Source organism: Chthoniobacterales bacterium, assembly GCA_039930045.1.
GTDB lineage: Bacteria > Verrucomicrobiota > Verrucomicrobiia > Chthoniobacterales > DASVRZ01 > DASVRZ01.
The window spans coordinates 65,492-88,973 of sequence record JBDSQB010000003.1 but is presented as its reverse complement, the minus strand read 5'-3'; the positions used below and the strand labels follow the sequence as shown (position 1 = coordinate 88,973).

Here is a 23,482-nt window from a genome sequence, read left to right as displayed (position 1 = left end):
AGGCCTCCTTTATCTATGTGGGATTACAAGCCGACCCCTCCCTTCTACGCGCGACCGTGGTTCATTTACACCGCGTGTTTCTTTGTCATCATAGGCATCGGCGTCGCGGCCTTCGTTCTCTATTGGCAGAGCATTTACGTTAAAAAAGCAGGCGAGTTTGATCTCAATGAGCTCTCGAAAATGGAGAACGCCAGCACGATTTACGACCGCAACGGCAAGGAAATCGGCAAGGTTCTCGTGGAAAATCGCGAGGTCGTGCCGTTCTCGCGCATCTCAAAAAACCTCGTTGATGCGGTCATTTCCGCCGAGGACAACCGTTTCTACGAGCACGGCGGCGTCGATTACATGGGCATGGCGAGAGCGGCGCTGAAGAACTACAAGGCGGGTAAAATCCGGCAGGGCGCGAGCACGGTCACGCAGCAATTGGCCCGCAACAGCTTCGAGCTGCGCGAACGCACCTACGAGCGAAAAATCGTCGAAATCTATCTCTCGAAACGCATCGAGGAAAATTTCTCCAAGGACAAAATCATGGAGCTTTACCTGAACCGCGTCTATTTCGGCGGCGGACTTTACGGCTGCGAGGCGGCGGCGAAAGGTTACTTCGGGAAAGCGGCGGCGGATCTTTCCCTCGGCGAGGCGGCGACTTTGGCGGGACTCTTGAAGGGCCCAAACATGCTTTCGCCCTGGCGCAACGCGAAGGGCGCGGAGCAGGAGCGCAATTTCGTTCTCGGACGCATGTTGGAGATTGGAAAAATCAACAAGCAGCAATTTGACGACGCGCATTTGCTCAGCTTCCGGGTGCGTCCGCGGCGGTCGTCCAGTCGGGGACAATCGTATGCGCTGGACCTGATTCGCCAGCGGCTGACGACCGACCTCGACTTCGATGCCGCCGCCAGCGCGGGCTACAAGATTTACACGACGATCGACGCCGATTTGCAGAAAGTGGCGGAGGAATCGCTTTCCAGGGAACTCGCCCGCGTGGAGACGACGCCCGGTTATTCCAATCCCACGATGGCCGACTGGAAGGCCGCGAGGAAAAATCAGCCCGCTGCCGCCGAGGGTGCACCGGCGAAGCCCGAGGATCAGCCGGATTACTTGCAGGGTGCGGTCTATGCGCTCGACTCGCGGACGGGCGGCATTCTGGTCCTGGTCGGCGGGCGCGATTACGGCGACAGCGTTTACAATCGCGCGACCGATGGGTTGCGTCCGCCGAGCACGGCTTTTACGCCGTTCGTTTTTGCGGCGGGTTTTGCGGACAAGATTTTCCCCGGCACGCTGGTGGATGATTCCGCACTCGACAACCGCCAGGTGATGATCGGCGGTTTCACCGGGATTTTGGGCGAATGGGGCAGCGAGCGAGCTGACTCGCAATACGAGGGGCTCATTCCTGCGCGCCGGGCCGTTTCGCAGGGAAAGAATGCCGCCACCGTTCGCTTCGGACTCGATGTGGGCTTGGAAAAAGTCGTCGCCTTTGCCAAGGAAGCCGGCATGGACGCGCCGATGCGGCAGTTTCCGGCCACCTACCTCGGCAGCAGTGAGGTCACGCTCGCGCAGTTGACGATGGCTTACACGATCTTCCCCGAGGGCGGCTATCGTCCATCGGCTCCGTATATCATTTCCCGCGTCGAGGAGGCGGACGGCACGCTCATTTACCAGGCGACTCCGACTCGAAAAAAAGTCACCACGCCAGCCGTAGCATTCGAGATCCATTCGTTTCTAAGTGACGTTCTGGAGGAAGGCACCGCGGCCAACGCTGTCGCCGATTACAAGTTGCGCAGCTTCCCCGGCGGTGGAAAAACGGGCACGGCCTACAACTTCACCGATGCCTGGTTCGTCGGCTACGACAGCGAAATTACTTGCGGTGTCTGGGCTGGATTCGACAAACGCCGCACGATCTATCGCGGTGCGTTCAGCAACAAAATCGCGCTGCCCGTCTGGAGCGCGATCATGAACGCCTCGCTCTCGACCCACCCGCCGCAGCCGATCCAGCGTCCGGCCAACATCGAGCGCATCGAAGTTTGCAAAGCCTCCGGTTTGCCTGCCACTCGTGATTGCTTCAAGACCGACGCGCAGGGTCTGCGCCAGCGAACGACGTTCTACGAATTCTCCTCCGCCGAGCAAACGCCGAAGGGCACCTGCTTCGTTCACGGCGGCACCGGAACGACCGTTCCCATGATGACGAACAGCGGAAAAGTGCCCGTCGCCCAGCTCGCGACCAACACCAGCGATGTGAAGCCCATCCCCATGAAAGGCCCCGCGCTGATCGGCACCGAAGATCCCTTTAACTCAACCGTGCCTCGGGCCGAACCTGTAACCGGCGTCGATCCTGCCACTGGTCTCGCCCTGCCTGGCACCGATCCGAATGCCGCTCCCACTCCGCTCCAAGTCATGCGGGCCGAGCCCGTTCGTCCGCTCGACCGTGCTGCCGCCGAGCCAACTCTGAACATGGAGCCGCCGCCTCCATTGGACTTGCAGTAGAATCAGGCCGCAGCCCAGGGAAATTTTTCGTCAGGCGAGGGCTTTGTGCTATCATCTGGCTGATGAAACTTTCGTCCCTAGGACCGGTGACCGTTTTTCTGGCATTTGCCCCGCTGCTTTCCATCGGCGCACCCGCCGTAAAGCCCGTGGAAAAACCCCCGGAAAAACCGGCCGACAAAGACACCGCCTACGACAGCATGACTGTCTTTGCCCGTGCGCTGGAACTTATCCGCCAGGACTACGTGGATGAGAAAAAAATCGCCTACAAAGACCTCACCTACGACGCGCTTCAGGGGATGCTCACCTCGCTCGACCCGCACTCGCAATTCCTGCCGCCAGCCGACTTCAAGGACATGCAGAGCGACACCAAAAGCGAGTTTACCGGCCTCGGCATTGTCGTTTCCTTCAAGGGTGGCCTGCTCACCGTCGTCACCCCGATGGAGGATTCGCCCAGCTTCAAGGCAGGCATTCTTCCCGGCGACCAGATTCTCCGCATCGATGGCGAAAGCACCGAGAAACTGGAGCTGTCTGAAGCCATCAACCTCCTTCGGGGCGATCCCGGAAAACCGATCCGGCTGACCATTTCCCGCGCCTCGACCCACGAAATCAAGGACTTCGACCTCATTCGCACCGTCATCAAAGTCGCCAGCATCAAGGACGCGAAACTCGTCAAACCCGACCTCACCGACGGCTACAAAATCGGCTACGTCCGCATCACGCAATTCAACGAGCCGACCGCTGGCGACCTGCAAAAGGAACTCGCCCGCCTCCGCGAACAGGGGATGCAGGCGCTCATCGTGGACCTCCGGCACAACCCGGGCGGGCTCCTTACCAGCGCGGTTGATGTTTGCAGCCAGTTTTTGTCCGCCAACCAGATGGTCGTTTACACCGAGGGCCGTGCCGCCTCGCAACGCCGTGAGTATCGCACTTCGGGCATTGAAAAACCCGACACCAAGACCCCGCTCGCCGTCCTTGTGAACAGCGGCAGCGCCAGCGGCGCCGAGATTCTGGCCGGAGCCCTGAAAGACCTCAACCGGGCCGTCATCGTTGGCGAAACCACCTTCGGCAAAGGCAGCGTCCAGAGCGTCATCCAGATGCAGGACGGCTCTGCGGTCAAACTCACCACCGCCAAATATTACACCCCTGGCCGCCAAGTCATCCATGAGCACGGCATTACGCCGACCATCGTTTCCACCATGACTCCAGAGCAGGAGCGCACGCTCGTGATGTCGCGCCGGGAGGACAAACTCAGCCTCGAAGAGCAGGCCAACGTCGAGAACTTCGACGACCCGCAAATGGATCGCGCCATCGACGCCCTCAAAGGCGTCCTCATCTACACCCAAGTCGCCAAGCTCGAAACTAAACCCGAGCCCGCCGCCAGCCCAACTCCGGCGGAATAGTTAATACTGCTTAGGCTCTAATGAGAGCTTTCTTCGGGAGCGCACGCGTCTCGCGTGTTCCCTTTTGCGTCTCGCGAAAGGGCTCGTCCAAGCCATCGGACGAGACGTCCGCCGGAACACGCGAGACGCGTGCGCTCCCGAAAACAGTGGAGTTTCAATTCACTAGCAATAACGTCGCGGCGTGTTCGAGGGCGGACTTGGATTGTCCTCCGAGCATTCGGGCAATTTCGGTGAGGCGAGTATCTGCTTCCAGTCGAGTTAGGGTCGAATGGGTCCGCCCGTCGCGGACTTCCTTGGAGACGACGAAATGCTCCCCGGCACGCGCCGCGACTTGGGGTAAATGCGTGATCGTGAGCACTTGATGCTGCTGGCCGAGGCTGGCCATTTTCTCTCCGACCGCATGGGCAATCTCGCCGCCGATGTTCGCATCCACTTCGTCGAAAACCAGCAGCGCCACTTCGTCCTGACTGGCCAGCGCCGTCTTGATCGCCAGCATGACGCGGGAAATTTCTCCACTGGACGCGATGGCGCGCAACGGCTGGATCGGTTCCCCTGGATTCGGGGCAAACTGAAACTCAATCGTCTCAAACCCAGTCGCACGGGCGGCGGCAGAGGGGACGAGCGTAATCTCGAACTTCGACTGGCGGAAACCCAGATCGCGCAGTTGCGTGGTGACGGCGGCGGAGAGGGGGGCGATGGCTTTCTGGCGGCTCTTGGTGAGTTTGGCCCCGGCGTCTTGGAGAGCGGCCTCGGCCTTTTTCAATTCGAGTTCCAATCGATTCAGCTCGGCGTCGCGACCGGTGATTTTGGCGAGGCGGGCGGCGACGTTTTCGCCGTGGGCGATGACTTCCTCAATGGTGCGCCCGTATTTTCGACGCAGGGTTTGCAGGAGATTCACGCGATCTTCCAGCGTGGCGATTTGATCCGGATCGAGATCGAGTTTGGCGAGGTAAGAATCGAGTTCCACGGCAATGTCGTCGAGCTCGGCGACCAGGGCGGTGTGGCGCACGGCCATTTCACTCGCACTCGGATCGAGCCGTTCCAAGTCGCGGAAAAGGCGTTGCGCATCGGTGTGCCGGGCGCTGGCGGCGTCATCCGTCTCGGTGAGCGCATTGCGAATGGCGGCACCGAGTTCGATCAGGCGGCGGGAGTTGGAAATCGCGGCGTAACGCGCCTCGGTCTCGGCGGCTTCAGCAGGATCGAGGTCGGCGGATTCGATTTCGTTTTTCTGAAATTGCAGGAGGTCGATCTCCTGCGCGACCGCCGCCTCGCTGGTGGAAAGCGCCTCGTATTCGCCGCGCAACCCGGCCACTCGCTCGTAAAGACCTCGATAAGTTTCCAAGTCGTTTCCGGCAAACTGATCCAGAATCGCGAGCTGGCGCGCCGTGGAAAAAAGCGACTGGTGATCGTGCGGCCCGTGCAAATCGACCAGGTCCTCGCCAAGGACTTTCAGCACCGCGAGCGTCGTGGGGCTGCCGTTGATGAATTGCCGATTTGCGCCGCCGGCGGTGAAGCTGCGTTTCAGGAGAAGCTGGTCGTCCTCGCACGGTTCGACCCCGAGTTCGGCCAGAGCGGAGTTCCATTTCAATAGGTTTTCGATGGAAAAAGCCGCTTCGACTGTGCAGGCGTCGGCCCCGGAGCGAATGAGCGATTTGTCGGCCCGCTCCCCGATGAGAAGTTTTAATGCGCCGAGGATGATGGATTTGCCCGCGCCGGTTTCCCCGGTGATCGCGGTGTAACCCGGCCCGAGCGGCCATGAGAGGTCCTCGACGAGGGCGAGATTGCGGATGCGAAGCGAGGTGAGCATTGCGGGCACGGTCGGGAGACTGTAAGTGTGCCGGGCCAAATCATGCAACCCATCGAGATTACTTTTCTAGGCACCGGGACTTCGCAGGGAGTGCCGATGATTGGCTGCGATTGCGCGGTTTGCCAGTCAAAGGACCCGCGAGACAAGCGTACCCGGTCGTCCATTTATGTGAAAACACCCGAAGCCGCCTGGGTGGTGGACACGGGACCGGATTTCCGCGAACAGGTCTTGAGGGAAAAAATCCGCTGGCTGGACGCGGTGGTTTACACGCACTCACACACGGATCACGTCATGGGTTTCGACGATTTGCGGCGGTTCTGCGATGCACGCGCTGGCACGATGCCGATCTACGCTTCGCAGGAAACGATGACTGATTTGGAGCGGGTCTTTGACTTCGCATTCAATGGCACGGCGACTTTTCCCGGCTATGTGAAACCGGAAAAACATCTCGTCGATGCGCCGTTTCTCCTAGGTGATACGACTTTGACTCCGCTCCCGGTGAAGCACGGCCGCGCCCATGTTTTCGGCTATCTGCTGACGCAAAATGGCGTCAAACGCGCGGCTTATCTGAGCGATTGCAAAACGGTTTCCGCCGCTACTGTGGTCGCGCTGCAAGACGTGCCCGTGCTGATCGTCGATGCGCTGCGCCATCGCCCGCATCCGACGCACATGAATCTGGAGGAGGCGCTGGCGTTTCGGAAATTGGTCGGGGCGAAGCGCACCTGGCTCACCCATCTCTGCCACGATCTCGGCCACGAGGAGACGGAGGCGACACTGCCCGAAGACGTGCGAGTTGCCTTTGACGGATTGAAGATCACCGTCTAGAAACGCGTCGTGCGATTTCTCATCTGCCTGGCGATCCTCGTTTCCGTGCTCTGGAGCCGAGAGATGACCGCCGCGCCGTCGCTGGCCTCGAAAACGCTGGTCATCTACAACGTCAACGACCCCGATTCTGCCCAGCTCGCCCGCTATTACGCCGCGCGGCGCGGGATTCCCGATGAGCAAATTCTCGGTCTGAAATGCCCGACGGAAAGCGAGGAAATCAGCCGCGACGACTACGATACGACCATCGCGATTCCATTGCGGGAGGCATTCACCGCCAACAACTGGTGGGAACTGAGCGACAACCGGGTTGCGCCCACGGCGGTCATCAAAAACAAAATTCGCTACGTCGCCCTGATTCGCGGCATGCCGCTCAAAGTCCGCGAGAAAACTAGCTATCCCGGCGACAAACCCGACACGACGACTCCTTTTGGCCCCGTGAACGGCTGCTCGGTAGATTCAGAAATCGCCGTTCTGGGTAAATTCACCAAACAAATTTCCGGTCCACTCAACAATCCCTACTACGAAAACTACGACCGCTTCGACTCGGTAGAACTCCCGCAATACATGCTCGTCTGCCGTCTCGACGGCCCAAGTCCGGATGACGTGAAGCGCATGATCGACGAATCTCTGCGAGCCGAGAGCAACGGGCTTTTTGGCTGGGTTCTAATCGATCAGCGCGGCACCGAGTTGCCCGGCTACAAGGTCGGCGACGACTGGTTGAAAGGTGCCGGTACTAACTTTCGCAAGCGCGGTTTTCCCGTCTTCACCGACAACATCGAGCCGATCCTGCCCACCGGATTTCCGATGCCGAAGACCGCGATTTATTTCGGCTGGTACAACGGCGACATGGCGGGCGCGTTCACCGGTGCCGGTGTGCGTTTCGTGCCTGGAGCCATCGCATGTCACATCCATTCCTACAGCGCTTCGACTCTGCGCAGCCGCTCGATCGGCTGGTGCGGACCCCTGATTAGCAGCGGAGCCGACGCCGTTCTAGGCAACGTCTATGAACCGTATCTAACACTTACGGCCAATCTCGATATTTTCAGCGAGCGATTGCTGCGCGGCTACACGTTTGCAGAAAGCGCCTGGGCCTCTCAACGGACGATGTCGTGGATGAATGTGGCCGTCGGCGATCCGCTCTATCGTCCGTATGCCATTCTCGATAATCCAGAAGTTAGCTATGGTGCGGAGTTTGAGAGGTTTCATAAAAGCGCGGTCAATAATCTGGTCGAACTCAGCACCGGATTCTCCGCAGAAGCCTGGGCACAGTGCCGGATGGCGGAAGGCGACGATGCTGCGGCGGACTACCTTTTCCAGCAGGCTATCAAGAAATACAAGGAGTCCGATAACATCGCGCGCGCGGCGTGGAGTTACAGTGAATTCCTGGTGCACAAAGGCCGCAAGGCCGCTGCCCTCACTATGATGAAAGACGCGGAAGCCCGGATTCGCGGCGACAGCGGCTCGGCCTTTCTAATGACGCACTTGCTGGAGCTGGAACCCGCCCTGCCAAGTCCAAGTCCAGCGGAAGCTTCACCGACTCCCGTAAAATGACGCCCGCGGAGGCTTATGCCCCCTGGAGTTTGTCGTCGCGAGTCGATGAGCGACTAACATTGCTCCCGAAGCTATCGGAGTTGGAAATCCAGGCCCGCTGGTTTGCTGGAAAATTTCCGGTTGAGTTCCATACGACTGACGGGCGGAAAGTGGAAATCATCCATCGCGGCGTCTGGAACCGTGAGCCAGGTCCGGACTTTTGCGAGGCGGTCGTTCGCTTTGGCAACGCAGAACCCAAGCGCGGCAGCATCGAGTTGGATACCAATCTTAAGGATTGGGAAAACCACGGGCACGCGACCAATCCGGCCTTCAACAATGTCGTGTTGCATCTCTTTCTGGAGCCTGGAACGGGAGAATTTTTCACCCGCACGGAGCAGAATAAATTCGTCCCGCAAGTGCGCCTCCAACTAACAGACGACGAGCGACTTCCAGTGGTTCCTCCACTCGCGATTCAAGGCCGCTGCGCCGCGCCGCTGACTTCCATTCCATTGGAAGTGAGAACCAACTTGATCGAGGCTGCGGCGCATTTTCGTTTGCAGAAAAAGGCCGAGGCATTCGCGCGCCTAACCTCTTGTTATGGATGGGACGAGGCGCTGTTTCAGACGCTGGCAATTACGCTCGGCTACAAGGAAAACAAGAATCCCTTCGAATTGCTGGCCCAGCGCATCGGTTTGCAAACTCTTCGCGCCGAGCCGGCCAGCATCGACTCGCTGCTCTTCGGCTGCGCCGGTTTTCTCGACGCCACATCACTGCGGAAATTCGCACCCGACACACAGGAATATCTACGCGCCCTTTGGGAGCGCTGGTGGTCGATGCGCATACGCTGGGAGCGCCTCATTTTGCCTCGCTCCGCTTGGAAACTGACCGGCTCGCGTCCGGCGAATCACCCGCAACGCCGTCTGGCTGCGCTGGGTTTAATCGCGAAGAACTGGCCGGCTGTCTCGGAAGCCTTTCGTGATAGCACCCTAACTCGACTTGAAAAAGTGCTGGGTGGTTTGCAACATCCTTATTGGAGCGAGCATTACACCATCAGTTCGCGCCGTTCCGCCGCGCCCATCGCGCTTCTCGGCAGAAGCCGGATATTAGAAATGTTAGTCAACGTCGCCGTGCCCGCGTCGCTTTCCACTTCGCCTAACAACTGGCGCTCGCTCGCCAAAATTCAGCAGCCGCTGGAAAATCGAAAGCTGAAAACCGGCATTCTTCGACTCTTCGGCAGCGATGTTAGTCATGTGAAAACTAACATTCTCCAGCAGCAAGGCATTTTGCAAATCTACGAGGACTTCTGCCTGCGCGATCTCACCGATTGCGCGCGCTGTCCTTTTCCAAAGAAAGTTCTCGAATGGGAAGTTGTCTAGCTACTGCCCGGGCACAGTGTAATTTTTGTCCACGGCCCACATGATCGGCTGGTAGTCGGCCTCTTTGATAAAGCGCGCCGATCCGTCGGCAAACACGTAGTTGGAGCCCAGTCCGTAAGCTTCCAGATTGAGAATCGTCGTGTGGTTGTTCTCATTGTAGTCCATGTAGAAGTTAGTATCGTGGGCCTTGGGCATTCCTAACAAAATCGTTTGCGCGGGAGAGGGGATGCTGATGATCTTGATATGGAAGTCGGGATTGCCGTAGGCGCCGAGATCGTTGTAGCCATTCATGATGAAGCTTGTGTTATCAGTGGCATTAGAGAGAAGGTCGAGACTTTCACCCGTGCTGTCCTCAATTCCGGGAGCGGAAAAAACCTTGGTCGTCTTGGTATATTCGTAGAGCAGCTTCGGCCATTTATCCTGTCCGGGAACATTTACACGTCCGGGCAGATCGTAGTCGTGGTCGCCGGTGTAAAGATGGAAAGCGATGGCTAGCTGCCGCATGTTAGAAAGGCAGGCGCTTTGCTTCGACACTGACTTCGCTTTGGATAGAACTGGAATAAGGGTCGCGGCCAGAATGCCAATGATCACCATGACGACCAGCAGCTCGATGAGCGAGAAGGCGAAGGATGGCTTCTTCCGGGGAGAAGGGAGTTTCATGTTAGTCCACGGCGTAGGCTTGTAGCTCTTCCAGACTAATAAATTCCAACGCGCTCGCGTGGGTTGCGGCGAGCACGACCTGCGGTGCCATGTTTTCCTCCAAGGCCTCAACCCAGCGGGTGACGCAGAGACACCATTTGTCGCCCGCTTTCAATCCGGGAAATTGATACTCCGGCATCGGCGTGGACAGATCATTTCCCCGGCTTTGGCTAAACTCCAGAAACTCGTCGGTCACCACCACGCAGACCGTGTGCAACCCTACATCGCCGGGTCCGGTGTGACAAAATCCGTCGCGATAGTAACCGGTCAGCGGGTTGTTGCAGCAGCATTCCAGAGGGTCGCCAAAGACGTTCGAGGGCATGGCCGCAAGATAGTCAGGCGGATTGCGGATTCAATCAACCATTTGCCCGGCTTCGGAATTTACAGCGAACACAGTCGAGTTAGACTCGATTCGCATGAGCGAAAAAATTCGTTGTCCGTGGTGTCCGCCGAGAGACGCGCTTTACGAGGCGTATCACGACGAGGAATGGGGCGTGCCGGTGCGCGATGGACGGCTGCTTTTTGAAATGCTCAACCTGGAAGGCGCGCAAGCCGGCCTGAGCTGGCGCACAGTCTTGGGCAAGCGCCCGGCTTACCGGGAAATCTTTGAAAATTTTGATCCGGCCAAGCTCGCCGCCTGGACGGAGGAGCCGATCTCGGCGGCATTGCTGAATCCGGGAATCATCCGCAATCGACTCAAAGTCCGGGCGGTGGTGCGAAATGCTCGTGCGTTGCAGGCGTTCGGCGGCGATCTCGATGCGTTTTCCCGCTACCTTTGGAGCTTTGCCGACAATACGCCGCAACAAAATAACCGGACCGACTTGGGCGATTATCCCACTCGCAGCGAGGCCAGCGATGCGATGAGCCGGGCGTTAAAGAAACTGGGCTTTACCTTCGTCGGCTCGACGATTTGCTATGCTTTCATGCAGGCCGTCGGCATGGTGAACGACCATTCGGCGACCTGTTTTCGGCGCGAGCCGGTTAGGAATCTGGCAGCAAAGTGGCGCCTTTGATCATCCGGCAGAATTCTTTTTTAGTCGCTTTCTGCACTCTGCCGGTACCCGAGGTGAGGCTTTCCATGGCTTTGTAATCGACCGAGAGCCGCTCCAATTGAGTGATGCGGATGTAAGTCGCGCCCTGCTGCCAGACTTGGCCTTGTTGTAGTTTGAGCATGGCGAATGATTCGTCGCGCCTGCCATCGACGGCCAGTTTATTTCGCAGGAAAATTTTACAGACCCGCAGGATGACGTGCCACGAAGCCGCGCAGGGAACGGGCATTTCCCCGCCAGCCGGGGCCGTCGTTGCCGCGGTTGCCGGTCGTGTCGAGGCGAATCCCGGCGACCACCATGAAGGCGTGCCCGCTGCGGGCGTAAATGGTGATCCAGCGACCGCGACCGCTCTCGCCGTAGTTCATGAGAGATTTGGAATCCATCGGCGATGATAACAATCCAGCCCGGCCCAAAGCGTAACTGACGGTGCCCGAGCAATCGTAACCCGAATCGTCGAAACTGCCGTGGCCACCGCCCCATTTGTAGGGTTTGCCCGCAATACGGTTGCCGGCGTGAATGGCGTCCTTCACGGGCGACGGCGCTTCGGCTGGAGCGTGAGCCCGGCCAAAGGCGACCGAGCCGCGCGGACCGGACATTGAGGAGCAAGCTTGCAATGAGAATGCCACAGCCAAAAGGAGGAGGGCCCGAAGTGAGTTGGAGGAGAAACCTTTCATAGATTTATATAGAGCTAGAGCCGTGCCGCGTCGCAAGTATGCGACGCATTGGAGCGAAGTAAAAAGCCTTTACCTAGGGCAATGACGTTCGATGTTGCCATTGAAATGGAAGTCAAATCCTTCTCAAATTTGAGCGAAGCGCCAATTACGCGACTTTTCGTCTATGGAACTCTGCAACGCTCGGACCCGAGCGGGAAAGCCGCTCTGCTCGGTCGCACACGCCTTTTGGGACGGGGAAAAGTCTCCGCACAACTCTACAATCTCGGCGACTATCCTGGGGCAGTTCCGGTCGAACCGGGTGATGGCTGGGTTTCTGGGGACGTCCACGAACTCGACGACTTCGCCACCCAGATTCACGCGCTCGACCTTTATGAAGGCTGCGCTCCCACCGATCCCGAGCCCTATGAATATCGCCGTGAGCTGACTTCCATTGCTATGGAAGACGGGGAAACAATCACCGCTTGGATTTATTGGTATCGAGGCGCGATTACCGGTTTGCAGCGCATCCGATCGGGCGACTGGCTATGATTATCGTCTTTTCAAACGATTGGGTTCGCTTTTTGAATCTTCAAAAGCAACTATGGATGTAATCCATTAAACCATGGCCACGTGATCCTTTATTCCTGAATGAAAGACCTCCCACAACACATCCTACGCACGCTCCTACTCGCAGGAATGTATGTCGCCGCAGGATGGTTTGGGCTCACTTCCGCCGCGCTTTCCGGGTATGTGTCCCCATTCTGGCCGCCTGCGGGACTGGCTTTGTGCTTCCTGCTTTTGCAAGGCTGGAAGACGTTGCCGGGCATCGTTCTTGGGGTTGTTACAGCCGCTTATTTTCGACAGTTGCCGTGGACGGTGACCGCCACCATCGCTCTGGGAAACACCTTGGAGGCGGTCGTAGCCTATCTTTTTCTGATCCGGCTCGCGAAATTTCACCTCAAACTGGATCGCTCGCGGGATGTGGTGGCGCTGGCCTTCAGCGCGGCGCTGGCCCCGATTATTGCAGCTACGCTTGGCACCCTTGCCGCATGGCTGGCGCAAAAAGCAGAAGGAAGAGAACTGGCCTCGGTCTGGACCACTTGGTGGTCGGGAGACGTGCTCGGTATTCTGGTCGTGGCACCTCTGATTCTCTCCTGGTGGAAACCGAAGCGTGAGCCGCTTTCCAGAAATAAAATCGTGGAAATCCTGGCTCTCGGCATCGGTTTGACCGTGGTCTGCCGGGCGGTTTTCAATTTCGGCGGCCCGGTGTCGGATTCCGCGCTGGCCTTTCTCACGTTTCCATTTCTGCTCTGGGCCGCGCTGCGTTTTGGAATGCGGGGCGCGGCCACAGCCAGCGCCTTGGTGTGTTTCGTGGCGATTCAATCTGTAGCGGCTTTTTCCGGTCCATTCCGGGTTGCGGCCGTCGTGGAAAATGTCTGGATTTTGCAGACGTTCCAAGTCGTTTCCAGTCTCAGCGCCCTGCTTGTCGCCTCGCTAATTTCCGAAAGAATCGCCTCCAACCTCGCTCTGCACACAAGCGAGTTGCGGCTCCATGAAACCCAGAAATACGAAAGCTTGGGCATTATGGCTGGCGGCATTGCTCACGACTTTAATAATTTGCTCACCGCCGTCATGGGAAATGCCGAGCTTCTCAAACTCCGGCTGCCAGGCAATCCGCTCGTCGAGGAGCACACGGGCGAAATCGAGAAAGCCGGGCGCAAAGCTTCCGAACTTTGCCAGCAAATGGTCGCCTTTTCCGGCTACACCGTGATCGCTGATGTCGCGGTGAATCTGAACGATTGGCTGGAAAAACATCTGGCTGCCATGACGCCCGTGCTGCCACGCCAGATCCGCGTGCAGACCGTTTTTTCTCCCGAAGTTCTGCAAGTGAATATCCAGCCGGATCAGCTTCTTCAAGTCTTCCAAAATTTGATCGACAACTCGGTCGAGGCTTATCACGGACGGAGCGGTCTCATCGAGGTGGAGACAGGGATTAAAAAAATCGACGACGCCAATTCGCGCCACAATCTGCCCTCACTCCAGGTGCCTGCGGGGAGTTACGTTTATTTCACCGTTCGCGACAACGGTGAGGGCATGTCGGACGACATTAAGGACCGGATCTTCGAGCCGTTTTTCACCACAAAATTCACCGGGCGCGGCCTGGGTCTGGCCTTTGTCCTCGGCATCGTGCGCGCGCATCAGGGAACATTGCAAGTCGTCTCGCAGCGCGACAAAGGGACTGAAATTACCATCCTTTTGCCCGTTCGCACCTTGCCGGAACAAACGAAAACGCTACCCGCGGCTCCTGCGCTGGAACGCACCAGCGAGGCTTATTTAATGGTCGATGACGATGATCTGGTTCGTGAGATCACAGTCCAACTCCTCCGCGAAACCGGTGCCAAAGTCTTCTCCGCCAGCAACGGCATCGCCGCGCTCGATATTTACCAAGCTGAAGTCCCGGAAATCGATGTGGTCATCATCGACTGGATCATGCCGGGCATGACTGGCTTCGAGGTCGCCCGCGCCATTCGCTCGATCAAGCCCGACCAGCCTATCGTGTTGACCAGTGGATTCACCAATGAGGAAGTCAGCCTCGAACTGCCCGGCACCGGAAAAACCACGTTTCTGCCCAAGCCATTTACGACCAAGGACATCATGGTCAAAGTCCGCGAAGTGATGAGCTAGGCCCAATCCGGTTTCGCGGCCTCGAAGTGTATTGGCAGATTTGTCAGCGGATGACGAAACGACAGCCTCCACGAATGCAGACAAAGCGGTGGCGCATCGGGCGAGAGCGTCTGTGTTTCTCCGGTGGTTCCGTCTGCGAGATAAGTCGCGTCGCCGCAAATCGGAAAACCCAGCGTCCGCAGATGCAGCCGGATCTGATTGGTGCGCCCTGTCACGGGCTCGACTTCCAATAAACTGGAGCCGTCCTCCATTCGACTGACGACCTTGAAATTTGTTCGCGCCATCTGGCCCGCCGCCTCGTCGATGTCGCGCGAACCCGCCGGGCCGACTTCCATTCCAATGGGAGCGTCACAAAAAAAATCATCCTCCGCCGGATGGCCTTGCACACGGGCAAGATAGATTTTCTTCACCTCGCCACGGGCAAATTGTGGCTGGAGCAGCTTCGCAAAATGTCGCGTGCGCGTGCAAACGACGAGTCCGGTCGTATTCGCATCGAGCCGGTGCGCCGCCTGAATTTTCTGCGGTGCGTAAGCCGCATTCAAAATAAACTGGAGCGTATTTCGGTTGAAGCGACCGCTCGGATGCATCGGCAGCGGTGCTGGTTTTTCGAGGACCACAATGGCTTCGTCTTCATACAAAATGCGGATGTCGGCGTTCACCTCCGGTTCAACTGTGCCCGGCGTGATCCGCCTGTAACGTTCCCCGGCGCGCACGATTTGATTCTCTGTGGCTGTCTCGCCATTCGGTGCGCGAAAACTTCCCCGGTCCACGATTTCCGACCATTCGTCTTCAGATACGTGCGGGAAAATGCCGCAGAGCACATCGAGCAGCGGAGTTCCATCGTACTCAGCCGGTATGTTCAGAGGACGCTCGTTCAGATACGGCTGCGAGCCGGGCAGAGGAGTCGTGTATTTTCGAATCGCCGCCTGATGCTGGGCGATGTTCTCGGCCATTTCCTCATCGGAATTTTTATGGCAATACGGGCAGCTCAGATTCGGCACAAACCGCGCATCCTGCTGGTCGTCTCGATCAAGCGGCGTCTGGCAAACGAAGCAAATCGCCGAGTCCGTTTCCTGCAAAGCCGGATCGACTCCGACGCGATGATCGAAGACAAAACACTCGCCGTCGTAGTGATCGCCGCCGACTTCCTCGAAGTATTTTAGGATGCCGCCGTCGAGTTGGAAGATGTTTTGAAAACCCTCGCGCTCCATGTAGGGCCCGGCTTTTTCGCAACGAATGCCGCCCGTGCAAAACATCACGATCGGCGTTTGTTTCAGCTCGTCGGGAAGCTGGCTGACTGCATCAGGGAACTCGCGAAAATGGTCGATCTCCAGCACCTTCGCGCCGCGAAACGTGCCCAGCTTCACCTCGTAATCGTTGCGCGTGTCGAGCAGCGTCACCGGGCGGCCCTCGTCCAGCCAGCGCTTCAATTCGCGTGCCTGCAACTTCGGCGACGTGCGCGTTCCGGGATCGATGCCCTCGACTCCGAAGGAAATGATTTCCTTTTTGATCCGCACCAGCATCCGAGAAAATGGCTGGTCGTCGCTCTCGCTGTATTTCGGCGCGAGCGTTTCCAAGCCCTGAATCGAATGCAACTCGGCCACGAGTTTTTCGATCTCGGCGCGTCTGCCAGCGACGAATAGATTGATCCCCTCGGTGCTCAGCAGAATCGTCCCCTTCAACCCCCAGGTCCGGCATTGATCGAGCAGGCGCTGGCGCAGCGACTTCAAGTCGTCCAGTCGGGTAAATCGGTAGGCGGCGATATTGGTGATGGCGGGCATTGGGGAAGAAAGCATCCACAGATCGGGGGAGTTTCATAGCACTTTCTCGCTGTGCAGTGCGCAACTTTCCTCTGGCGGACGGGTTCGCTCTGGCACTAAATTGTGAGTATTCAAAAGACGTCGCGCATATCCTGGGTCTGGTGGTTTTTGGTCATTGCGGCTATCGCTGGCGCGGGTTGGTATTTTTGGAGTACAACGCAGGATGAGCCGACCACCTACGTCACGGTTCCGATTGGAAAAGGCGACGTCACGCAGGCCGTGACCGCCACCGGCACGCTCAATCCCGTGCTCAACGTCCAGGTCGGCAGCCAGATCTCCGGCATCATCCAGAAGCTGCTGGCCGACTTCAATACGCCTGTAAAAGAGGGCCAGCTCATCGCGCAAATCGACCCCGGCACGTATCAAGCCGCTGTGTCTATTGCCGAGGGCGATCTGGCCAATGCCGAGGCGGCGCACGAATTGGCCGTGGTGAATGCCGCACGCACGCGGAAATTATTAACCATCAATTCTGCCGCCAAATCCGAGGTTGATGCGTCGGATGCGGCGCTCCATCAATCCGAAGCCCAGATCAAAATCAAAAAAGGCTCGCTGGAAAAAGCGCGGATCGATCTGGCTCGCTGCACGATCAACGCGCCGATCAGCGGCATCGTCATCTCGCGTAGCGTCGATGTCGGGCAGACGGTGGCGGCGAGTTTGAGCGCGCCGGTTTTGTTCACCATCGCAAATGACCTCACGAAAATGCAGATCGACGCCAACGTCGCCGAGGCCGATGTGGGGACGGTCGAAGTCGGGCAAAAGGTGGATTTTACCGTCGATGCGTTCCCGTATCGCACCTTCCATGGGACTGTAACTCAAGTCCGCAACGCACCGCTCACCGTCCAGAATGTGGTGACTTACGACACAGTCATCAGCGTGGACAACACAGATTTGAAGCTCAAGCCGGGCATGACCGCCAACGTTTCCGTCCTCGTCGCGGAACGTCAGGACGTGCTGAAACTCCCGAACGCCGCCCTGAGGATTCGCTTGGAGGAAACCCCCGTCGTCGTAGCGGGCAAGCCGCCGGAAGGAGGACGCCGCGAAGGTGGCGGTAGCCGGCGTCGGGGTGGCGGCAAACGTGCGCAGACGGTTTACATTTTGCCCGCCGGAGCCAGCAAGCCGCAGCCGAAAGAAGTCCAACTCGGCATCAGCGACGGCGTGAGCACCGAAGTTGTGTCCGGCCTCAATGAAGGCGATCCGGTTGTCGTGAGCATGATCCAACCCAAATCCAAAAAAGAGGGACCAGCCGCTCCGAATCCATTTACCGGTGGGCAGAGGCAGCGAGGGCGATGAAACCCATCGTTCGGCTGGAGAAAATCAACAAGACTTACGAGACCGGCGAAGTCTCCGTGCAGGCCGTGCGCGGTGTGTCGCTGGATATTTTCGCGGGCGAATTCGTCGCCTTCATGGGCTCCAGCGGCTCGGGCAAATCGACTTTGATGAATATCCTAGGCTGCCTGGACCGCCCGACTGCGGGCCGGTATTTGCTCGATGAGGTCGATGTCTCGGGCCTCGACCGCGATCAACTAGCCGACATTCGGAATCATAAACTCGGCTTCGTTTTTCAAAACTTCAACCTCCTCACGCGCACCTCGGCCCTCGAAAATGTGGAGCTGCCGCTGCTCTACGGCGGACGCCATTTGAGTTCCATCGCACTGCGCGAAAAGGGCATCGCCGCGCTGGAATCCGTCGGTCTGGGCCAACGGCTCGATCACCATCCAAGTCAGCTCTCCGGCGGGCAGCAACAACGCGTCGCCATCGCGCGCGCCCTCATCAATGACCCGGAAATTATCCTCGCCGACGAGCCTACTGGCAATCTCGACAGCAGGACTAGCATTGAAATCATGAGCCTTTTTCAGACGCTCAACGAGCGTGGGATCACGATCATCATGGTCACGCACGAGCCGGACGTCGCCGCTTGGTGCAAGCGCAATATCGTGATGCGTGACGGCAATGTGCTGACGGATATTTTGGTAAAAAATCGTACCCGCGCCGAGGACGAGATTCGCAAACTGGAGGCCGTTCCATGAAGTGGTTTTCCATTTTGAAGATCGCCCTTCGGGCGTTGCGCCGAAACAAGATGCGCTCCACCCTTACCGCGCTCGGCATCATCATCGGCGTGGCGGCGGTGATTGCGATGGTCGGCATCGGCAGCGGCGCGCAGGCGCAGGTGGAATCGCAGATCGCCAGCCTGGGTGAAAACTTGATTTTGATCTCACCCGGCAGCGTGACTTCGAGCGGACTCAGAACCGGATGGGGCGGCAGTGCCACGTTGAAAATCGAGGACGCGCAAGCCATCGAGCGCGAGGTTTCGGGGGTCAAGGCGACCAGCCCGGAGATTCGGCAAAACAGCCAGGTCACAGCGGCAGGCGGAAACTGGTTCACGCAAATCTACGGCGAGTCGGCGTCTTATTTCGACATTCGCCAGTGGCCCTTGATCGAGGGAGCGGTATTCACGGAACAGGACGTGCGCTCCTCGAACAAAGTCGTCGTGATCGGACGCACGCTTTCGACGCAGCTTTATGGCAGCGCGTCGCCCGTTGGGCAAATTTTGCGGATTGGAAATGTGCCCTTCATCGTCACCGGACTGCTTGCTCCGAAGGGATTTAACGTCAACGGCACCGATCAAGACGACGTGGCGATTGTGCCTTACACCAGCGCGATGAAACGGCTGACGGGCGGCAAAAACCTCCGTGGGATTAACGTCCAAATGACCAGCGCTACGCAACTCGCTCCGGGTCAGGAACAGATCATGGAATTACTGCGCCAGCGCCACCGCATTGGACCGGGCAAGGACGACGATTTTACCGTGCGCAACCAGGAAGAAATCGCCGAGGCGGCCACGGCGACTTCGAGAATTATGTCGGCACTACTGGGTTCGATAGCCAGTGTTTCCCTGCTCGTGGGCGGCATCGGCATCATGAACATCATGCTCGTCAGCGTGACCGAGCGCACCCGGGAAATCGGCATTCGCATGTCGGTCGGTGCCCATGGCCGCGACATCATGAGCCAGTTTTTGATCGAGGCCGTGGCCCTCAGTTCGATGGGCGGCATCATCGGGATTCTACTCGGAGTCGGCGCGGCAAAACTGCTCTCGATCTTCGCCGAATGGCCCACGCTGATCTCACCGTTGTCCATCGTGGTAGCCTTCGTCTTCAGCGCAGGCGTGGGCATTTTCTTCGGATTCTATCCCGCCAGAAAAGCCGCCGCGCTCGACCCGATCGACGCCCTGCGCTACGAGTAAAATCAGGCGGCTGATTTCGGAAATGCCTGTGACTGGTTTTGCAGGTGCGGCTTGATCTTGGCGGCGGCGGCCTCGGGGGTGAGGCCGTGTTTTTGGCGCAGGATCGGGATGGTACCGTGCTCGATGAATTGGTCGGGCCAGCCGATGCGGACGACTGGGGTTTTGATGCCGCTTTCACTGAGTTGTTCCATCACCGCGCAGCCGTAGCCATTGTGCAAAACGTGGTCTTCAAACGTGCAAACCACCTGGCAGCCACGGGCAAAAAATTCCAGCGTCGTCACGTCCATCGGCTTGATCCAGCGCGGGTTAATGAGGGCGACCGAGATGCCTTCCGCTTCGAGCAGGCGGGCGGTTTTTTCGGCGACTTCGAACATATTGCCGAGACCGAAAAGCGCCACCTGACGGCCCGGTTGCACGACTTCGGCTTTGCCGATTTCGAGGAGCTTCGGAGTGGGCTTGGGCTTGGCTCCGGTGCCGGCTCCACGAGGATAGCGGATGGCGGTCGGGCCGTCTTGATGGTGCGACATGGTCCAGAGCATGTCGGCAAATTCCTCCTCGTCGCGCGGCTGCATAAAGATCAAACCCGGGATGTGGCGCAGGTAGCCGATGTCGAATAAACCATGATGCGTCGGACCGTCGTCGCCGCTGAGTCCGGCGCGATCCATGCAGAGCGCGACGTTGAGATTTTGCAGGCATATATCGTGAACGATCATGTCGTAGGCACGCTGCATGAAGGTGGAGTAGATGGCCAGAAACGGGGTGAAACCTTGAGTCGCCAGACCGCAGGCGAAGAGGGCGGCGTGTTCCTCGGCGATGCCGACATCGTAAAATTTATCGGGATGTTTCTGCGCGAATCCGATCAAACCCGTGCCTGTCGGCATGGCGGCGGTGATGCCGACGATTTTATTGTTGGTGTCGGCAAATTTGGCAAGCGTCTGCCCGAGCAATTCGGAGTAAGTCGGAGTGGCGGCGGCCACGGTTTCGCCACTGTCCACGGCGTATTTGCCGAGGCCGTGGAACTTGTCGGGCTTCTCGATGGCGGGCGCGTAGCCTTTGCCTTTCTTGGTCAAAACATGGAGAATAACCGGCGCGTCCTGGGTTTTGAGAAACTCGAAGGTGCGAATCAGAGTCGGAATGTCGTGGCCGTCAATCGGGCCATAATAACGGAACCCGAGATCCTCAAAAATCACGCTGGGAACGACGAGGTTTTTGACTCCGGCCTCGGCTTTTTTGGCGAGGTTGCGGACGGTTTCGCCGCCAATGGCGCTGATGAATTTAGCCGCTTTCTCGTGTAGATGCGCGTAGGTCGGGTGCGTGGTGATTTTGTTGAGATAACCTGCGATGGCGCCGACGTTTTTCGCGATGGACCACTCGTTGTCGTTGAGCACCACGATGAAGCGCCGGGTCTGGTCGGAGACGTTGTTGAGTGCCTCGTAACTCGTCCCGCAGGTAAACGCGGCGTCGCCCGCCACCGCCACGACGTGCTCGCTGGTGCCACGCATGTCGCGTCCGACCGCCATGCCGAGTGCGGCGGAAATGGCGGTTCCCGCGTGGCCCGCGCCGTAGCTGTCGTGGATGCTTTCTGACCGGAGTAAGAATCCATTGAGGCCCTCATATTGACGGATCGTGTGGATGCGGTCGCGGCGGCCGGTAAGCAGTTTATGGACGTAACCCTGGTGGGAAACGTCGAAGACGAATTTGTCCTCCGGCGTGCTGAAAACCCGGTGCAGCGCGATGGTCAGCTCGACAACGCCGAGGTTGGGCCCAAGGTGGCCGCCGGTCTCGGAAAGAACGTCGATGAGTTCATCGCGAATCTCTTGCGCGAGTTGGGGGAGCTGATTTTCGTCGAGCGATTTAACGTCGGCGGGCGATTGGATTTTATCGAGGAGCGGGCGTGAAATGTGGGAACTAGAAGAGGCTGACATCGTTGTTGGATTCTTTGGAAGGAGTGGCTGGGTCGGTGGCTTTGCGGGTGACGATTTCGATGCGCTGCTCGGCGGTTTTGAGTTTTTCCTGGCAGACAGCGATCAACTGGGTGCCTTCCTCGTAGCGTTCTAGTAATTCGTCGAGCGGCATCTGGGCGGACTCCATTTGCGCGACAATATTTTCCAAGCGCTCCATGGCGGCCTCAAAAGTGGTGGCCGGCGGCGCGGGTTTGGGTGCGGTGGTGGCCATTAGCTTTTGCTCCAGCGATCGCGGTCGCTATAGAAGATGCATTCACCGGCGAGGGGCAGGGGAACGAAGGCTTTCAAGGGGAACTTTGCTAGCGATTGGGTGTTGCGCAGGATCAGTCCCGACCACTCTTTGTATTCACCAGCGGCGACGTTGGGGAAAAGTCCAAGCCGGCTGGTGACCGGAGTGAGATAGAGTCCATTGATCGGCATCTGGAGCTGGTTGTAGTCGTTCAGCGCATTAAAATCCTCCACTGAATTTGGGAGCCAGATGCTTTTGCGATCCGCATACCAAGCGACGGCGTAGGGCATGTCGGAAGCGATGATTTCATTGGGCTGCATCCAGCGATTGAGAAAGGCGATGATCGGCGGCACATACGGCGGCCAGACGAAGGCGCTGCCATTTCCCTTGGGCAAAAGCGTGAGAATGAGCTGCACACTGGAGCCGAGAAAGATGACGCTGATGAACGCCGCGCGGGCATACGGAAAGACAATTTCAAGTCGGCTCCAGAGAATGAGCAGCATGGCCATTCCGTAGAAAATCATCATCGGGACGAAGAGAATGTGCAGTTGGTTCGGCGAAATAAAATCCTCGTTCTGCCCGGCGATGGTCATCCCGAGGAACGCGAACAGCCACATGGACAGCAACGCCCAGCGCAGGGCGGCAGTTTCATTTCGCTTAAAGCGGTGGAGGAGCGACACGAAAAACATCGGCGCGGCCAGACTGGAGCCGAGCATCATGAGCAGCTTGCCGGATTGATGGAACGTCTGCTCGCTGATCTTGGTGCGAAACCACGAGACGCTGATCCCAAGTGTCGTAGTCGGCTGGCGCATCCAGGCGGCCTCGCTTTGCTTCACCTCGTCGAGCTGTGAATAGGGTGCAACTCCGAATGGCGCGCCGGAAACCTTGATATTGCGGACGACCCACGGCGAATAAATCACTAGCGCCACGGCCAGCACGAGCAGCGCGTTAATCACCCGGGGCGTGAAAGCCACAGCCACAAACGCCACGAAGCCGAGCAATATCCATATCGTCAATCCGTGCGTCAGTAGCAGAAGCCCGAACAGCACTCCGATTCCGCTCAAAGTCAGCCCAAAGGCGCGTCCCTCGGCTTGCGCGTTGATGGCCCGGACGAGCAAATACACAATCCCGCTAAAGATCAGGAGCATCAGCATTTGCGGCAGACCCGACATGGAATACTTCCAAAACATGTCGCAGACGAGCGTGAGTCCGGTCCCGATAACCGCGAGTTTCTCATCGAACAGCCGCCGCGCCGTGAAGTAGTTCACCGTTACCGCCAGCATGAAAAACACCAGCGCCAGGATCGCCACCAGCTTGTCGCCCGCGTAGATGATTTCCTGGTTTTTCGCCTCCGTATTCCAGCCCGATTTAACGAAAAGCATCAGCGGCGCTTCGACCAGCGGGTTGAGCGGAGCGTGATACGTATCGGGAAAGCTAAAGCCGCTGATCGGTTTGTTGTGATCCTCCAACTGCGCCACGGCCAGCGGTCGAATCGTCTGCGTCACGAAGCCATGACCGCGGGCGATTTCCCGGGCGATCTGGGCCTGATCCATGCCCATGCCATGCTCCAGACCGCGAAATTTGTAGATAATATAGATCGTCGCCACCGCCAGCACGGCCACGATGAGCAACGTGCGCCGTATGATCGAGGCGAGGGAGCCGTGTTCGAGATTGTGAACGAGGCCTTGGACGGAAGTTTCAGCGGAGGAAGCCATGAATAGTGCGG

General features: G+C 58.2%; 20 protein-coding genes. 11 read left to right on the top strand and 9 right to left on the bottom strand.

The genetic code is table 11. The features are described 5' to 3' along the window. The first annotated feature begins 15 nt into the window (after nt 1-15). On the top strand, nt 16-2,478 hold the full coding sequence (locus ABIT76_03475; GenBank protein MEO7932200.1) for a transglycosylase domain-containing protein: 2,463 nt from the start codon (nt 16-18) through the stop codon (nt 2,476-2,478). Nucleotides 2,479-2,540: 62 nt separating this feature from the next. Next, entirely contained in the window at nt 2,541-3,878 is a 1,338-nt protein-coding gene (locus ABIT76_03470; protein ID MEO7932199.1) for a S41 family peptidase, read from the top strand. Between the two features lie 154 nt (nt 3,879-4,032). Here ABIT76_03470 and recN read toward each other — a convergent pair whose 3' ends face one another. Beyond that, entirely contained in the window at nt 4,033-5,733 is a 1,701-nt protein-coding gene (gene recN, locus ABIT76_03465; GenBank protein ID MEO7932198.1) for a DNA repair protein RecN, read from the bottom strand. On the opposite strand from recN, the gene ABIT76_03460 reads away from it, so the two are divergent. Genes ABIT76_03460 through ABIT76_03450 form a run of 3 tightly spaced genes read left to right on the top strand, consistent with a single transcriptional unit; the run spans nt 5,728 to nt 9,416 of the window. Further along, entirely contained in the window at nt 5,728-6,510 is a 783-nt protein-coding gene (locus tag ABIT76_03460) for an MBL fold metallo-hydrolase (GenBank protein MEO7932197.1), read from the top strand. The two genes, recN and ABIT76_03460, sit on opposite strands and share 6 nt — an antisense overlap. Before the next feature lie 9 nt (nt 6,511-6,519). Beyond that, nucleotides 6,520-8,061 (top strand): TIGR03790 family protein, encoded by a 1,542-nt coding sequence (locus ABIT76_03455; protein MEO7932196.1) that lies wholly within the window; start codon nt 6,520-6,522, stop codon nt 8,059-8,061. After that, complete coding sequence (locus ABIT76_03450) at nt 8,058-9,416, top strand: DUF2851 family protein (protein MEO7932195.1); 1,359 nt, start codon at nt 8,058-8,060, stop codon at nt 9,414-9,416. Before ABIT76_03455 ends, ABIT76_03450 begins: the two co-directional genes overlap by 4 nt. On the opposite strand, the gene ABIT76_03445 is transcribed toward ABIT76_03450, so the two are convergent. Together ABIT76_03445 and ABIT76_03440 are read right to left on the bottom strand one after the other, a co-directional pair. Beyond that, a complete protein-coding gene (locus ABIT76_03445) occupies nt 9,417-10,076 on the bottom strand; it encodes a type II secretion system protein (protein ID MEO7932194.1) in 660 nt (219 codons plus the stop codon). 1 nt (nt 10,077) lies between these two features. Next, nucleotides 10,078-10,437, bottom strand: coding sequence for a DUF2237 domain-containing protein (locus ABIT76_03440; GenBank protein MEO7932193.1), 360 nt, complete (start codon nt 10,435-10,437; stop codon nt 10,078-10,080). A 94-nt stretch (nt 10,438-10,531) separates the two neighbouring features. On the opposite strand from ABIT76_03440, the gene ABIT76_03435 reads away from it, so the two are divergent. Next, entirely contained in the window at nt 10,532-11,128 is a 597-nt protein-coding gene (locus ABIT76_03435) for a DNA-3-methyladenine glycosylase I (GenBank protein ID MEO7932192.1), read from the top strand. Here ABIT76_03435 and ABIT76_03430 read toward each other — a convergent pair. Both ABIT76_03430 and ABIT76_03425 read right to left on the bottom strand, forming a co-directional pair. Further along, entirely contained in the window at nt 11,097-11,288 is a 192-nt protein-coding gene (locus tag ABIT76_03430) for a hypothetical protein (protein MEO7932191.1), read from the bottom strand. The genes ABIT76_03435 and ABIT76_03430 overlap by 32 nt on opposite strands. Nucleotides 11,289-11,343: 55 nt before the next feature. Continuing rightward, nucleotides 11,344-11,760: an NlpC/P60 family protein gene (locus ABIT76_03425; GenBank protein ID MEO7932190.1), complete on the bottom strand. Its 417-nt coding sequence runs from the start codon at nt 11,758-11,760 to the stop codon at nt 11,344-11,346. Between the two features lie 159 nt (nt 11,761-11,919). Here ABIT76_03425 and ABIT76_03420 point away from each other — a divergent pair, with 159 nt between their 5' ends. Both ABIT76_03420 and ABIT76_03415 read left to right on the top strand, forming a co-directional pair. Further along, nucleotides 11,920-12,366 carry a gamma-glutamylcyclotransferase family protein gene (locus ABIT76_03420; protein MEO7932189.1) on the top strand — a complete coding sequence of 149 codons (447 nt, stop codon included), beginning with the start codon at nt 11,920-11,922 and terminating at the stop codon, nt 12,364-12,366. A gap of 99 nt (nt 12,367-12,465) precedes the next feature. Further along, entirely contained in the window at nt 12,466-14,502 is a 2,037-nt protein-coding gene (locus ABIT76_03415) for an MASE1 domain-containing protein (protein ID MEO7932188.1), read from the top strand. Here the strand turns inward: ABIT76_03415 and ABIT76_03410 are convergent. Continuing rightward, complete coding sequence (locus ABIT76_03410; GenBank protein MEO7932187.1) at nt 14,499-16,298, bottom strand: sulfurtransferase; 1,800 nt, start codon at nt 16,296-16,298, stop codon at nt 14,499-14,501. The two genes, ABIT76_03415 and ABIT76_03410, sit on opposite strands and share 4 nt — an antisense overlap. Before the next feature lie 87 nt (nt 16,299-16,385). Between ABIT76_03410 and ABIT76_03405 the strand changes: the two genes are divergently transcribed. Genes ABIT76_03405 through ABIT76_03395 form a run of 3 tightly spaced genes read left to right on the top strand, consistent with a single transcriptional unit; the run spans nt 16,386 to nt 19,563 of the window. Then, nucleotides 16,386-17,612: an efflux RND transporter periplasmic adaptor subunit gene (locus ABIT76_03405; GenBank protein ID MEO7932186.1), complete on the top strand. Its 1,227-nt coding sequence runs from the start codon at nt 16,386-16,388 to the stop codon at nt 17,610-17,612. Then, the gene (locus ABIT76_03400) at nt 17,609-18,349 is read left to right on the top strand and encodes an ABC transporter ATP-binding protein (protein MEO7932185.1); all 741 of its coding nucleotides are present in this window, start codon (nt 17,609-17,611) and stop codon (nt 18,347-18,349) included. Before ABIT76_03405 ends, ABIT76_03400 begins: the two co-directional genes overlap by 4 nt. Next, nucleotides 18,346-19,563, top strand: a complete 1,218-nt coding sequence (locus ABIT76_03395; protein ID MEO7932184.1) for an ABC transporter permease — start codon at nt 18,346-18,348, stop codon at nt 19,561-19,563. Before ABIT76_03400 ends, ABIT76_03395 begins: the two co-directional genes overlap by 4 nt. Before the next feature lie 2 nt (nt 19,564-19,565). On the opposite strand, the gene dxs is transcribed toward ABIT76_03395, so the two are convergent. From dxs to ABIT76_03380, 3 genes are read right to left on the bottom strand one after another with little or no spacing between them, the layout of a single operon-like run. Beyond that, on the bottom strand, nt 19,566-21,488 hold the full coding sequence (gene dxs / locus ABIT76_03390) for a 1-deoxy-D-xylulose-5-phosphate synthase (GenBank protein ID MEO7932183.1): 1,923 nt from the start codon (nt 21,486-21,488) through the stop codon (nt 19,566-19,568). After that, the gene (gene xseB, locus ABIT76_03385; protein MEO7932182.1) at nt 21,472-21,738 is read right to left on the bottom strand and encodes an exodeoxyribonuclease VII small subunit; all 267 of its coding nucleotides are present in this window, start codon (nt 21,736-21,738) and stop codon (nt 21,472-21,474) included. The genes dxs and xseB overlap by 17 nt, the downstream gene beginning before the upstream one ends. After that, nucleotides 21,738-23,471, bottom strand: a complete 1,734-nt coding sequence (locus ABIT76_03380) for a glycosyltransferase family 39 protein (protein MEO7932181.1) — start codon at nt 23,469-23,471, stop codon at nt 21,738-21,740. Before ABIT76_03380 ends, xseB begins: the two co-directional genes overlap by 1 nt. Nucleotides 23,472-23,482: the final 11 nt, after the last annotated feature.

Bases quoted from the DNA above. Each gene is read 5' to 3' on its own strand.
- ABIT76_03440 (MEO7932193.1), bottom strand. From the start codon at position 10,437: ATGCCCTCGAACGTCTTTGGCGACCCTCTGGAATGCTGCTGCAACAAC.
- ABIT76_03425 (MEO7932190.1), bottom strand. From the start codon at position 11,760: ATGTCCGGTCCGCGCGGCTCGGTCGCCTTTGGCCGGGCTCACGCTCCA.
- ABIT76_03460 (MEO7932197.1), top strand. From the start codon at position 5,728: ATGCAACCCATCGAGATTACTTTTCTAGGCACCGGGACTTCGCAGGGA.
- xseB (MEO7932182.1), bottom strand. From the start codon at position 21,738: ATGGCCACCACCGCACCCAAACCCGCGCCGCCGGCCACCACTTTTGAG.
- ABIT76_03415 (MEO7932188.1), top strand. From the start codon at position 12,466: ATGAAAGACCTCCCACAACACATCCTACGCACGCTCCTACTCGCAGGA.
- ABIT76_03395 (MEO7932184.1), top strand. From the start codon at position 18,346: ATGAAGTGGTTTTCCATTTTGAAGATCGCCCTTCGGGCGTTGCGCCGA.
- ABIT76_03435 (MEO7932192.1), top strand. From the start codon at position 10,532: ATGAGCGAAAAAATTCGTTGTCCGTGGTGTCCGCCGAGAGACGCGCTT.
- ABIT76_03445 (MEO7932194.1), bottom strand. From the start codon at position 10,076: ATGAAACTCCCTTCTCCCCGGAAGAAGCCATCCTTCGCCTTCTCGCTC.
- ABIT76_03470 (MEO7932199.1), top strand. From the start codon at position 2,541: ATGAAACTTTCGTCCCTAGGACCGGTGACCGTTTTTCTGGCATTTGCC.
- ABIT76_03475 (MEO7932200.1), top strand. From the start codon at position 16: ATGTGGGATTACAAGCCGACCCCTCCCTTCTACGCGCGACCGTGGTTC.
- ABIT76_03420 (MEO7932189.1), top strand. From the start codon at position 11,920: ATGACGTTCGATGTTGCCATTGAAATGGAAGTCAAATCCTTCTCAAAT.
- ABIT76_03400 (MEO7932185.1), top strand. From the start codon at position 17,609: ATGAAACCCATCGTTCGGCTGGAGAAAATCAACAAGACTTACGAGACC.
- ABIT76_03450 (MEO7932195.1), top strand. From the start codon at position 8,058: ATGACGCCCGCGGAGGCTTATGCCCCCTGGAGTTTGTCGTCGCGAGTC.
- ABIT76_03380 (MEO7932181.1), bottom strand. From the start codon at position 23,471: ATGGCTTCCTCCGCTGAAACTTCCGTCCAAGGCCTCGTTCACAATCTC.
- dxs (MEO7932183.1), bottom strand. From the start codon at position 21,488: ATGTCAGCCTCTTCTAGTTCCCACATTTCACGCCCGCTCCTCGATAAA.
- ABIT76_03430 (MEO7932191.1), bottom strand. From the start codon at position 11,288: ATGCTCAAACTACAACAAGGCCAAGTCTGGCAGCAGGGCGCGACTTAC.
- ABIT76_03410 (MEO7932187.1), bottom strand. From the start codon at position 16,298: ATGCTTTCTTCCCCAATGCCCGCCATCACCAATATCGCCGCCTACCGA.